The organism is Alphaproteobacteria bacterium (genome assembly GCA_035625915.1).
GTDB lineage: Bacteria > Pseudomonadota > Alphaproteobacteria > JACZXZ01 > JACZXZ01 > DATDHA01.
Map to the genome: position 1 here is coordinate 1 of DASPOR010000209.1, position 11785 is coordinate 11785.

Annotated in this window: 13 protein-coding genes; 6 read left to right on the forward strand and 7 right to left on the reverse strand. The window is 61.4% G+C overall.

Annotated features, from left to right (window positions below; translation table 11 throughout):
• Positions 1 to 524, forward strand: a 524-nt coding sequence (locus VEJ16_17040) for a DUF4136 domain-containing protein (GenBank protein HYB11371.1), incomplete at its 5' end; no start/stop codon positions are given.
• 104 nt (positions 525 to 628) lie between these two features.
• Here VEJ16_17040 and VEJ16_17045 read toward each other — a convergent pair.
• The gene (locus VEJ16_17045) at positions 629 to 820 is read right to left on the reverse strand and encodes a hypothetical protein (GenBank protein ID HYB11372.1); all 192 of its coding nucleotides are present in this window, start codon (positions 818 to 820) and stop codon (positions 629 to 631) included.
• Positions 821 to 963: 143 nt separating this feature from the next.
• Between VEJ16_17045 and VEJ16_17050 the strand changes: the two genes are divergently transcribed.
• Positions 964 to 1857: an SAM-dependent methyltransferase gene (locus tag VEJ16_17050; GenBank protein ID HYB11373.1), complete on the forward strand. Its 894-nt coding sequence runs from the start codon at positions 964 to 966 to the stop codon at positions 1855 to 1857.
• A 95-nt stretch (positions 1858 to 1952) separates the two neighbouring features.
• Here the strand turns inward: VEJ16_17050 and metZ are convergent, their stop codons facing one another.
• Positions 1953 to 3173: an O-succinylhomoserine sulfhydrylase gene (gene metZ, locus VEJ16_17055; GenBank protein HYB11374.1), complete on the reverse strand. Its 1221-nt coding sequence runs from the start codon at positions 3171 to 3173 to the stop codon at positions 1953 to 1955.
• Between the two features lie 20 nt (positions 3174 to 3193).
• Entirely contained in the window at positions 3194 to 3619 is a 426-nt protein-coding gene (locus VEJ16_17060) for a rhodanese-like domain-containing protein (GenBank protein HYB11375.1), read from the reverse strand.
• 347 nt (positions 3620 to 3966) lie between these two features.
• On the opposite strand from VEJ16_17060, the gene VEJ16_17065 reads away from it, so the two are divergent.
• The 4 genes from VEJ16_17065 to VEJ16_17080 all read left to right on the forward strand — a co-directional run bounded on the left by VEJ16_17065 (position 3967) and on the right by VEJ16_17080 (position 8956).
• A complete protein-coding gene (locus VEJ16_17065) occupies positions 3967 to 5457 on the forward strand; it encodes an MDR family MFS transporter (GenBank protein HYB11376.1) in 1491 nt (496 codons plus the stop codon).
• 243 nt (positions 5458 to 5700) lie between these two features.
• On the forward strand, positions 5701 to 7158 hold the full coding sequence (locus VEJ16_17070) for a circularly permuted type 2 ATP-grasp protein (GenBank protein ID HYB11377.1): 1458 nt from the start codon (positions 5701 to 5703) through the stop codon (positions 7156 to 7158).
• Positions 7159 to 7163: 5 nt separating this feature from the next.
• Positions 7164 to 8111, forward strand: a complete 948-nt coding sequence (locus tag VEJ16_17075; protein HYB11378.1) for an alpha-E domain-containing protein — start codon at positions 7164 to 7166, stop codon at positions 8109 to 8111.
• 101 nt (positions 8112 to 8212) lie between these two features.
• Positions 8213 to 8956 carry a peptidase gene (locus VEJ16_17080; protein ID HYB11379.1) on the forward strand — a complete coding sequence of 248 codons (744 nt, stop codon included), beginning with the start codon at positions 8213 to 8215 and terminating at the stop codon, positions 8954 to 8956.
• 38 nt (positions 8957 to 8994) lie between these two features.
• Here the strand turns inward: VEJ16_17080 and VEJ16_17085 are convergent, their stop codons facing one another.
• The 4 genes from VEJ16_17085 to VEJ16_17100 form a co-directional block, all read right to left on the reverse strand.
• Positions 8995 to 9705 carry an ABC transporter ATP-binding protein gene (locus tag VEJ16_17085; GenBank protein ID HYB11380.1) on the reverse strand — a complete coding sequence of 237 codons (711 nt, stop codon included), beginning with the start codon at positions 9703 to 9705 and terminating at the stop codon, positions 8995 to 8997.
• Positions 9695 to 10444, reverse strand: coding sequence for an ABC transporter ATP-binding protein (locus VEJ16_17090; GenBank protein HYB11381.1), 750 nt, complete (start codon positions 10442 to 10444; stop codon positions 9695 to 9697). Before VEJ16_17090 ends, VEJ16_17085 begins: the two co-directional genes overlap by 11 nt.
• Positions 10434 to 11354 carry a branched-chain amino acid ABC transporter permease gene (locus VEJ16_17095; protein ID HYB11382.1) on the reverse strand — a complete coding sequence of 307 codons (921 nt, stop codon included), beginning with the start codon at positions 11352 to 11354 and terminating at the stop codon, positions 10434 to 10436. The genes VEJ16_17090 and VEJ16_17095 overlap by 11 nt, the downstream gene beginning before the upstream one ends.
• Positions 11347 to 11785: branched-chain amino acid ABC transporter permease (locus tag VEJ16_17100; GenBank protein HYB11383.1), on the reverse strand; the 439-nt coding region annotated here is incomplete at its 5' end. The genes VEJ16_17100 and VEJ16_17095, both read right to left, overlap by 8 nt.

The window sequence follows — 11785 nt, forward strand, 5'->3', positions numbered from 1 at the left end:
TGACGGCCCGGTCCTATCAGCCGCTGGCCGCGGGCACGTCGATTAGCGTCCAGTCGGCGAACGACACCGATCAGTCTGAGCGCCTCAAGGCATCGATTGAGGCGTCGCTTCGTGACCGCGGCTATAAGGTTTCGGACGACAGCCCGCTCGTACTCGAATTCTACGGCAGCGAAGTGCTCGGCAATCAGGTGACTGAAAAGCCGACCGGCGCGCTCGCCCTGCAAAACGTCACCCCGGAAACCGATCGATCCAACGCAGGCGGGTTGCTCGACAGCATCAACAGCAGCTTGTTCGGTGGGAAAGGCGAGGGCGTCTCGAACCAGCCGGATACTCAGCCGCCCGTGCGTCAGGTCCATCTTTCGATGACCCTCTCGGATCGAAAAGCGGCGAGACGCGTGTGGCAAGGTACCGCGGCGGGCGATTTGCGCAATGCCGATTCATTTGCGACGACACAATCCCTCGTGCCGATTTTGGTCGGCAAGATCGGCATGTCGGCAAACAACGAACGATTTGACCTGCAGTAAGCTCTGCCCCGATCCTCCCAGTGCAAGCCGCGACGATTAGGAAGAGTGCGGTACGGTCCTAACGGCGCGCAATCGCCCGAGCCGTTTGGGGGAGCGCTTCGCTTTCAGAGTCGCGTGATGCGGTCCGGCTGGCACCCAAGCAAGCGATGGCACATTTCTACGCCGTCGCTTTCGGCGGCTTCGGACGAGGTGTGGGGCTGGCTGATGGCCTCGCGCTTGCCGTCTCGCCATAGCGACGATATGAAATCCACGCGGCCGTCGCGTGCGGTCCAACGCTCGATGATCACCTCGATCATGACGATTCCACGATTTTCGAATGCTCGGGGGAGAAGACTGGGCGTGAAAGCCCCGCCAGGTCAACCCCTTCGAACGGCAGTGGCCGAACCGCGTTACTCTCGGCATTAAATGTCCCGCAAGGGATGCCGACACGAAACATGGCATGATCGAAACAGGGTATCTCGCACCGGAGGGCTTTGAGCGCCAGCTTGCCGAGGAGTTGGACGAGATCTCGGTACGCCACGGTCGCCTTTTTCTCGCACCCGGTCCGGCGCGCCGTCCCGCGTGGGCACAGAATATCTGGTACAAGCCCCAGCGCTTGACCATTCGGTCTATCGCGGATGGCGCCCGACAACTCCGAGACGTTCAGCGAAATTGGGCACTTTACGATTTCCAACTCCACCGGCGCGCCCGTCTGATCCAGGATCGGCTGCCTCATGTCTCATCGAAGCCCCTTCGCTTCCCGTCGACTCCCCCAACCGCACCGCTCGGCTCGTGGACTTTACTCGATGAGCGCACGATCCTCGCGAGCCCCCATTGTTCGAGCCCATTCCGTCATGGTGAAGTCGAGTTCGTGGAAGATCGGAAGGGTCCGCCAAATCGCGCCTATCTCAAGCTGTGGGAGGTATTTACCCTTTTAGGCGAACATCCACGGTCGGGTGAGCGCTGTCTCGACCTCGGCGCCAGTCCCGGCGGATGGACCTGGGTGCTGGCGTGCCTGGGTGCCCAGGTCGTCAGCGTGGACAAAGCCCCGCTCGATGCGACAGTTGCTTCGTACGCTAATGTGGAGCATCGCGCGATGAGCGCCTTCGCCCTTGAGCCGCGCGAAATCGGCCCCGTGGATTGGCTTTTCAGCGACATCGCGTGCTATCCCCGGCGGCTGTTGCGCCTTGTCGAGACGTGGCTCGCATCGGAGCTCGTCGGACGCTTCGTTTGCACCATCAAATTCCAGGGCGAGACGGACCATGCGACGGCCCGGGCTTTCGCGGCGATCCCCGGCTCGCGCCTATTCCATCTCCACCACAACAAGCACGAGCTCACCTGGATCAAAATGTGACGAAAAATTATTCTTCACCCTTCGAGGGCGCGCTCGGATTTGAAGTTCCTAAACGCGGATGCCACTAAAATGACAGGACCTTCAAATCCACCACACTAACGCGCAGCCTTCAGCGCACGATCGAGGTCCGCGACAAGGTCGTTGACGTTTTCGAGGCCGACCGAGAGGCGCACGAGCCCGTCGCCGATGCCCATCCGTGCCCGCGCCTCTGGGCCAACGGCGCGGTGGGTGGTGGTCGCGGGATGCGTGATGAGCGATTTGGTGTCGCCGAGATTGTTCGAGATATCGACGATCTCGAGCGCATTAAGGAAACGGAACGTCGGCGCTTTTCCTCCCTTGATCTCAAAGCTGACCATATTGCCCGGACCGGACATCTGACGCCGGGCCAATTTGTACTGGGGATGGCTTTTGTGACCGGGAAAGTAAACGCGCGCCACGCCCTTGTGATCCGCAAGGAAATCTGCGACCGCACGCGCATTGGCGCAGTGCCGCTCCACGCGGACCGCCAAGGTTTCCAGTCCCTTGAGCATCACCCACGCATTGAAGGGGCTCATCGCGGGGCCGGTATGGCGCATGAAGGGCATCAGGTGTTCAGAATAGAATTGCTTGGTGGAGAGCACGGCGCCGCCAAGCGTGCGTCCTTGCCCGTCGATATGCTTTGTCGCGGAATAGACGACGATGTCAGCACCGTGGGCCAAGGGCCGCTGAAGCATGGGGGTCGAAAAGACGTTGTCGACGATGACCGTCGCACCCGCCTTGTGGGAGAGCTTGGATACGGCCGCGATGTCGATAAGCTCGAGCGTGGGGTTTGACGGCGTTTCGAAGAAGACGGCGGCAGCACCGGGTGCAAGCGCTGACTTCCACTGTGCGAGATCGGTTCCGTCGACAAGCGTCGTTTCGATCCCCCAGCGCGGGAGAAGCTGGGTGATGATGAAATGACACGAGCCGAACAATGCGCGCGCCGCCACAACGCGCTGGCCCGCTCGCAAATGGCAAAGGAGCGACGCGAAGACGGCGGCCATGCCGGTCGCCGTCGCAAAACAGGCCTCCGCCCCTTCAAGAAGGGCCAAGCGTTTCTCGAACATCGAGATCGTCGGATTGCCGTAGCGAGAATAGATGAAACCGTCGGCCTCGCCCTTGAAGCGCGCTTCGGCTTCCTCGGCATTGTCATAGACAAAACCGGAAGTAAGGAAGATCGCCTCGCTCGTCTCACCGTGGGCGGAGCGTCCAGTGCCGCCACGCACCAAATTGGTATCCGCGCGCCAATCCTGTGCACGCGAGTTGTCGGCGCGCGCCCTCTTTATTGCCCTTGTCATGTCGAAACTTCCTGTTCGTCCTATTCCTGCTGCCAGGGAAGATTCGAGGCTTTCCAACCGTCAGCGCTCCCGCGATGGCCAGCGCTGTCCTTGGGGCCTTCAAACCCGCCCTGGATATTGTAGCAGTGCTTGTAACCGATCTTGGTGAGTGCGATCGCCGCCGCCTTCGAACGCACGCCAGAGCGGCAAAGGAGGAAGATCGGCGCTTCCTTCGCGATCGCGTTGCCGCTCACCTCATCGGTGAACCCGGGATTCACCTGCAGGTCCGGATAGGCCTGCCATTCGACGAAGATCGGGTTCTTGCCGATCTGCTTCAGGTCCGGATGGCCGACATACCGCCATTCCGGCTTCGTGCGCACGTCGATCAAGACAGCCTTGGGATCCTTGCTTAGAAGCTCCCACGCCCGCCTGGCATCGACATCGCCCGCATAAGATTGCTCTGCCATTACTGCGACCTTTCTCCCCGCACGCCGTACGCCACGCGCGGCGAAATCAAAAGCAAAAAACCGCCACAAGCGTTGCCGCCGGGCGGTATCCCCGTCGCTTTAGCGGCATTTCTTTCGCGCCCGCAAGCTGACCTCAAATCGGCGCAACCATATGAACCCTAGCGGCAACGCGCGGCGGTGTCAACGCATGGCAGATTTCGGGTTACATCGGTTCGAGCAGCACATTCCGGTTCGTCTGAGCTAATCGCATGACAGCCGTGCTTCGCGTCGGGTGAAGCGCGGCTTGCACCCCGATCCGCTCTGGCGTAATGGCTTGCCGAACGCACGGAAGGCGAATCGGGGAGTCCTTGAGCGAAATCCAATCCAGCCCGTCGCGAACGCGCCGCCCCCTCGTGCTCGCGGCCACCATGCTCGCAATGTTCATGGCGGCGGTCGAGGCGACGATCGTCGCCACCGCGATGCCGACAATCATCGCGGAGCTAGGCGGCTTTCAACTTTTCAGTTGGGTTTTCGCCATCTATCTCCTAACACAAGCCGTCTCGATCCCGATTTACGGGAAGCTCGCCGACATATTCGGCAGAAAGCCCGCGTTCTACGCCGGCGCCATCCTTTTCCTGGCTGGCTCGGCACTTGCCGGCCTGTCCTCGGGGATGATCTGGCTTATCTTGTTTCGCGCCGTTCAGGGCCTTGGAGCCGGCGCCATCATGCCGATCGCCAGCACCATTGTCGCGGACATCTATACGCCCTCTGAACGCGGCAAGGTCCAAGGCTATCTGTCGAGCGTGTGGGGCGTTGCCGCCGTCATCGGGCCGGCACTCGGCGCGTTCTTCGTCGAGCATGTCGGCTGGCCCTACGTGTTTTGGCTCAATTTGCCGATCGGGGTCGTCGCCATCGTCTTGCTCGCCTGCTTTCTTCACGAGGATGTCAAGCACCGCATCCATCATGTCGACTACCTAGGCGCTTGCCTGCTCATGTTCGGCACGGCGGCGCTAATGCTCGCACTCATTCAGGGTGCAAGCCTGCCCCTCGCGGGTGTGCTTGCCCTTCTCTTTGGCTCGGCCCTTTGCCTTGCATTTTTCTTCTATGTCGAGCGTCGCACGGTCGAGCCCATCATTCCGTTCGAGCTTTGGCGCCACCGCGTCATCGCCACGGGAAATATCGGTCAGGTCGCTTCGGGTGCCGTGATGATCGGCACCGCGATTTTCGTGCCGACCTACGTGCAGGGGGTGTTGGGCGCATCTGCTGCATCGGCCGGCATTTCGGTCGGCGCCATGTCGCTCGCGTGGCCGATCGCGAGCTACTTCGCCGGCAGAGTTATGTTGAATTTGTCATTTCGCTTGGCCGCAGTGGCGGGCGCACTCCTGCTGATCGCGGGGAGTGTCGTGCTCTCCATGCTCACACCCGAGCGTGGCCTTGTTTTCGCAAGCGCTGGCGCATTCCTCATCGGACTGGGAATGGGATTCAGCAACCTCACGTACCTTGTCGCCGTGCAGACGAGTGTGGAATGGCGCCGTCGGGGCATTGCAACCTCGCTCAATCTTTTCATGCGGATGGTCGGCCAATCGGTCGGGACCGCGTGCTTCGGCGCTCTCATGAATTTCGGGGTGGCGAGCTTTGCCGTGGCCGATCCCGAAATCGTCAACCGGATGATGAATCCGGACGTCCGCCGGACGATCGAGCCCGATACGCTCGAGCACGTCACCCGCGCCTTGGCATCGTCACTCCACGACGTATTTCTCATCGCCCTCCTCTTCGCTCTCGCGGGTCTCGTTATTGCGATGCGTATTCCCGGCGACCTCAACGCGAAAAACGCCGTTCAGGCAAGCAAGCCAGCTTAGATCGCGCGCATCGAGCTAGGATTTGGCCCTTCTTCGCTTTCGGGGTCGACACACTGATCCATCTGCCTAATTCGAGGGCAAAATTTTGCGCATGGCGCAGGCATATCACGGAAGCTTCTCGGTTTGACGGCTCGCCCTGCGGCGGTCATTCTGTGGTACGGAACTTGCTCTATTCGCGGAGGAGACCAGCCAGCCGTACACGACAAACCGGCGGGCCCGACGGGGGGCAGCGTCATCGGCAGAATGAATGTCGCTAACGCATTCGACGAGATGCACGCGAACGGCGGGGACGTGCGCGGGCCTTACCGTGGGCTGACGGGCTGGCTCGAAAAGACCGACCCTGCCGCACTCGAACAGAAGCAGCGTGAGGCCGATATCCTTTTCCGCCGCCTCGGAATCACATTCGCCGTCTACGGCGAGGGTGGCGATACCGAACGGCTGATCCCCTTCGATATCATGCCGCGGGTGATCTCGGCTGGAGAGTGGCGCTTCCTTTCGCGCGGCCTTGTCCAGCGAGTCAAGGCGCTCAACCTATTCATCGCCGATGTCTACGGGGCGCGCGAAATTCTCCGCGCGGGTAAGATCCCGAGCGACCTCGTTTTGAGCAATGCCCAGTACCGGTCGGAAATGGAGGGGGTGAGCCTCCCGCACGGCGTATATACCCACATCGCCGGTATCGACGTGGTGCGCACCGGGGAGCGCGAGTTTCACGTACTGGAAGACAATTTGAGGACCCCGTCAGGCGTTTCCTACATGCTTGAGGATCGGGAGGTCATGATGCGCCTCTTCCCGGAACTCTTTGCATGCCACCGCGTGGCGCCGGTCGGCCACTACCCGGACGAGCTCCTGAAGACCCTTCGTTCGGTCGCACCCGCGTTGGCGGGCGACGATCCGACGGCCGTGCTTTTGACGCCGGGTGCCTATAACAGCGCCTATTTCGAGCACGTCTTCCTTGCCGAGCAGATGGGCATCGAGCTCGTCGAGGGTCAGGACCTTCTCGTCAAGGATGCCAAGGTCTATATGCGCACGGCCGCAGGGCTGCAGCGCGTGGACGTGATTTACCGGCGGGTCGATGACGCTTTTCTCGACCCCGCCGTATTCAATCCGGAGTCGGTGCTAGGCTGCGTCGGCCTATTCGCGGCGTATAAGGCGGGAAACGTGACGCTTGCCAATGCGGTCGGTGCCGGCATCGCCGACGACAAGGCAATCTACGCCTATGTACCCGAGATTGTGCGCTTCTACCTCGGGGAGGACCCCATTCTCGACAACGTCCCGACCTGGCGCCTGCGCGATCCTGACGGCCTTGCCTACGCGCTCGATCATCTCGACGAGCTTGTGGTCAAGGAGGTGCATGGTTCGGGCGGCTACGGCATGCTGATCGGCCCGCGCGCCTCGAAGGGAGAGATCGAGACCTATCGCGCGCGTATCCTGAGCGATCCATCCCAGTTCATCGCGCAACCGACCCTTGCACTCTCGACCTGCCCTACGTTCTGCGAAAGCGGCTTGGCGCCACGCCACGTCGATCTCAGGCCATTCGTCCTTTGCGGACGCGAGATCACGGTCGTACCCGGTGGGCTCACCCGCGTCGCACTTCGCGAGGGCTCGCTCGTGGTCAATTCGAGCCAGGGCGGCGGCACCAAGGACACCTGGGTGCTCGAAGGCGGCGACGCTCAGGACGCCGCCGGCGCACACCAGGACTAGGCGCCATGCTCAGCCGTGCCGCCGACAATCTTTACTGGATGGCGCGCTACATGGAGCGGGCCGAAAACGTGGCGCGCATTCTCGACGTCGCTTACCGCATGTCGCTTCTGCCGGGCGATGAACGGCAACAACACACGCAGTGGGAATCAGCCATCATCATCGCCGGCTGCGAGGATGCCTATGAGGCCATCGGCGGGCGCTTCGATGCGGAGGGCGTCATCGGTTTTCTCGCCCTCGACCCCCTGAACCCATCGAGCATACGTTCCTCCCTTCACGCCGCACGCGAGAACGCCCGTGCCATGCGCGCCCAGATCACCAGTGAAATGTGGGAAAGCCTGAATTCGACCTGGATCGAGGCGCGCGGCCTCGATTCCGCTGCGCTTAAAGCGCGCGGGGCGCGGGAATATTTCGATTGGGTCAAGGAGCGGAGCCACTTATTCCGGGGCGTCACCTCCGGCACGATGCAGCGCGACGAGCCCTATCGGTTTGTCCGATTGGGTGGCTTCCTCGAGCGCGCCGACGCGACGGCGCGAATTCTCGACGTGAAGTACCACGTTCTGCTGCCGAGCCCCGCCGACGTGGGTGGTGTCGTCGATTATTATCAGTGGACCGCGATTTTACGCTCGGTGAGCGCCTTTCGGGCCTATCGCAAGATCTACCGCGACGTCATCACGCCCATGCGGGTAGCGGAGCTTTTGATACTGCGCCCGGACATGCCGCGAAGTCTCCTCGCCTGCATGATCGAGATCGAACGCATCTTGACCGATCTTCGCGCGCTATACGGCCGCGACTACCAGTCGACGAGGTTCGCGGCAAGCATGTGCTCGCGCCTGCGTTATGGGAAAATGGAGGCGATATTCGAACAGGGTCTTCACGAGTACCTTACCGAGACCATCGACCACAACGTCGAACTCGGAAGTGCGATCGCGCGGGACTTCATGCGCCCCGGGTGAACCTCCGCCTGTTGTATTAACTGCGTTTGCCATTGGCCTGGGCGCACACTAGGATCGCTCGCCAAGAATTTGACCTTGATGGATTTAGGGGCCGTTTTTCAATGACTTACTGTGTTGCCATTCAACTGGACAAGGGCCTCGTGTTCGCGGCCGATTCGCGCACCCATGCGGGTGTCGACAATATCGCGAGCTTTCGCAAGATGACCGTTTGGCAGCCGGGCGACCGAGTGATTGTCATGCTGAGTGCGGGAAATCTCGCCTTGACCCAATCGATCGTGACGCTTCTGGACAAGGGCGTCGACACGGGTACCGGCGCCAAGGAAAGCGTTTTGACGGTTCCCGACATGCATGGGGCGGCCCGTCTGACGGGAAGCGCGATCCGCGAGATCTACCGCCTCGACGGGGCTGCGCTCAAGACACAGGGCGCTGAATTCAACGTCTCCTTCATCCTGGGCGGGCAGATCCAAGACGACAGCATGCGGCTCTTCCAGGTGTATTCGGCAGGGAATTTCATCGAAGCCACGCGCGAGACGCCCTACTTCCAAATGGGCGAGGTGAAATACGGCAAGCCCATCATCGACCGGATCATCCGACCGTCGACCACGCTACGAGCGGCCGCGAAATGCGCGCTCATTTCGATGGATTCGACTTTGCGCTCGAACCTCTCGGTCGGTATGCCGATCGATCTCGCAATCCACCGAAAGGGGGCGAACAAGCTCGCCGTACTTCAGCAAATCGAGGAAACCGACCATTATTTCCGCGCCTTGCGGCAAGCATGGATGGACGGCCTGCGTAGCGCCTTCAAGGAACTCCCCGACCCGGCTTGGCTCGATGGCGGCGACTGAAGGTTGGATCGTGTCGCTCCTCCCCTCGGATCGGCTCGCTACTTGAGGCCAAAATAGGCGCGACGGAGCGCGTCGTTCTCGTGCATTGCCGCGACACTACCCTCGAATCCGACGCGGCCTCCCTCGAGCGTATAGACCCGGTCCGCGAGATCGAGAAACCTCACGTTCTGCTCGGCGATGAGTAGCGAAAGCCCAGAGCCGCGGAACCGACCGAGCACGCGGATGACCTCCTTGACGAAAAGGGGGGAAAGGCCGGCCGACGGCTCATCCATCAGCAGCAGCGTGGGATTGGCCACGAGTGCTTTGGCGATGCCGAGCATCTTGCGTTGCCCACCGGACAGACTGCTGGCGAGGGCCGACTTGCGCTCGGCGATCGCCGGGAAAATCCCGTAAAGCTCCGCGATCTTCGCTCGCAAATCGGCGGCAGCCATGAACTGACCGCCGATACGAAGATTCTCCTCGACCGTGAGGCCGGGAAAGCAGCCGGTCTCCGACATATAAACCATGCCCGAACGCACGCGCTTGTCGGTGCGAAGCGCTGTCACGTCAGCGCCCGCGAAAGCAATAGCGCCTTGCCACGCCGGCAAAAGGCCCATCAGAACCTTGAGAAGTGTCGTCTTGCCGGCACCGTTTGCGCCTAGCAGCACCACCGTCTCGCGGGCATGCACACCAAGCCCGGCACCCCATAGCACTTGGACGCGGCCATAGCCCGCCTCGAGACCGCTCGCTCTCAATAGCTCAGCTGCCATCTTCCGTCCCCAGGAAGACCTCGACGACTTGGCTATCCCGGACGGCCGCCGAGAGTGCCCCTTCGAATATCTCCTTTCCCGCATTGAGCACAATAACCCGGTCCGTCACGTGATCGATGAATCCCATAAGATGCTCGACGACGAGGAGTGCGGTACCCTCGCGCGCGAGTGCGCGCAATTTCTCCGCAACGCGGTCGAGCTCCGCCGGGTTGAGGCCCGCGGCCAGCTCGTCGATGCAAAGAAGCCGCGGCTTGGTCGCGAGTGCACGCGCGAGGTCGAGCATCTTCTGCTGCACGCTGTTGAGTTCCGCGGCCGGCCGGCTCGCTTGTGCATCGAGCTCAAGGGAAGCCAAGAGTGCTTCGATGTCGAGCGCCCCCCCTTCCGATCGGCCGTAGGTGGCGGCGACTTCGACGTTTTCCCGAACAGTCAGGGTCAGAAACGGCTTCGGCACTTGAAATGTGCGATTTATGCCGAGATGGACGAGCTTGTGGGATTTGAGCCCGCCGATCGATCGGCCCCGGTAGTCGATGGCGCCGCCATCGGGTCTGTAAAGGCCGGAAATGACGTTGATGCAGGTCGTCTTGCCCGAGCCGTTTGGGCCAACGAGGCCGAGAATTTCACCCGCCTTGACGTGAAAGCTCACGCCATCGAGGGCGCGGAATCCGCCGAAGCGCTTCACAAGGGCATCGATCCGCAAGAGCGGCACGCCGGACGCATTGGATGGTCGGTCAGGGAACATCGTAGCCGAGCCTTTTGAAAATCGAGACAAGCCCGTTTGGCAGAAACAGCACGAGGCCCACGATCAGGACGCCATAGATGAGCTGGAAATATTGAGGTGTTGAGATACCGATCGCGTTGTAAATGCCATAGAGGATCGCGACACCGAGAATCGGGCCAGTAATCGTCGCGACCCCGCCGAAGAGCGCAAAGACGATCGCGAAAATGCTGAATTCCGGGCTGAACACCGTGTCCGGGTAGAAGACCGAGACGTACCAGGCGAAGACGCCGCCGATCACGCCCGCGACGAAAGCGCTCATCAGCCATGCGATGGTGCGGCTGCGCACGACGTTGACGCCGGCCATGCCCGCACTTATTGCGTCTTCGCGGATCGCTTGGAGGGAGAGCCCGAACTTCGAATTGCGGAGATAAACGACAAGGCAAAGCGTGGCCGCAAGAATGCCGACCGCAATCCCATAGCTGAAATTGGGGCTGAACACCCCGGACAGGGAGATGCCGTAGGGGCCCTTGGTGATGTCCGTCAGGTTCGGGTTGGAGATTATTTGGAAGAGCGCTTGCGCCGCCGCAAGATTTGCGATCGCGAAATAAGCGCCCGAAAGGCGCAGGAGTGGCGTGAGAATGACGCCGAGCACCAAGGCCGCGAGGACGCCGGCCCCGAGGGCTGGGAGCGGCCCCCACTCGAGATGGATGACCGCGAGGGAGAAACCGTAGGCTCCCGCCCCGAAAAATCCCACATAGCCGAACGGAAGGTAACCGGTGAACCCATAGATGACGTTGACCCCCTGGGCGAGCGCCAGGAAGACCACGAAATTGAAGAGAAGAAGCTGGTTCGAATAGGCAAGCGGAAGAAGCGCCATCGCCGCCACGACCGGAGCGACGACGAACGCAAGATGTTGCACTGCCCTAGGCACTGCGCACCTGCCGACCGAGAAGTCCGCTTGGCCGCACGAGCAAAATGCCGATGAGGAGGAGATAAGGAAGGAGGTTCGCCCAGGAACTCAGGTAGGTCTGCATGAAGGCAAGGGATATGCCGTAAACGATGCCGCCGAGAACTGTCCCAAGCGGATTGCCGAGCGAGCCGATGACGATCACCGCGAATGACGTGATGTTGATGTCGACGCCGATCGCGGGTGTGACGCTTCCGAGCATGAAGGGTGCGAAGACGCCAGCAATCGCGGCGAGGGCCAACCCGATGCCGAATGCGATCGCCGAGACCCGATGCACGTCGATGCCTGTCGCGGTCGCCTCCTCCCGATGGACCATCACGGCGCGGGTGAGATAGCCCAAGCGCGTGCGATAAAGATAGAGATAGACGAAAAGTACCGCGACACCGCTTGCCACG

Coding starts and splice junctions, on each gene's coding strand:
- VEJ16_17045 (HYB11372.1), bottom strand. CDS start 820: ATGATCGAGGTGATCATCGAGCGTTGGACCGCACGCGACGGCCGCGTG.
- VEJ16_17050 (HYB11373.1), top strand. CDS start 964: ATGATCGAAACAGGGTATCTCGCACCGGAGGGCTTTGAGCGCCAGCTT.
- metZ (HYB11374.1), bottom strand. CDS start 3,173: ATGACAAGGGCAATAAAGAGGGCGCGCGCCGACAACTCGCGTGCACAG.
- VEJ16_17060 (HYB11375.1), bottom strand. CDS start 3,619: ATGGCAGAGCAATCTTATGCGGGCGATGTCGATGCCAGGCGGGCGTGG.
- VEJ16_17070 (HYB11377.1), top strand. CDS start 5,701: ATGAATGTCGCTAACGCATTCGACGAGATGCACGCGAACGGCGGGGAC.
- VEJ16_17075 (HYB11378.1), top strand. CDS start 7,164: ATGCTCAGCCGTGCCGCCGACAATCTTTACTGGATGGCGCGCTACATG.
- VEJ16_17080 (HYB11379.1), top strand. CDS start 8,213: ATGACTTACTGTGTTGCCATTCAACTGGACAAGGGCCTCGTGTTCGCG.
- VEJ16_17085 (HYB11380.1), bottom strand. CDS start 9,705: ATGGCAGCTGAGCTATTGAGAGCGAGCGGTCTCGAGGCGGGCTATGGC.
- VEJ16_17090 (HYB11381.1), bottom strand. CDS start 10,444: ATGTTCCCTGACCGACCATCCAATGCGTCCGGCGTGCCGCTCTTGCGG.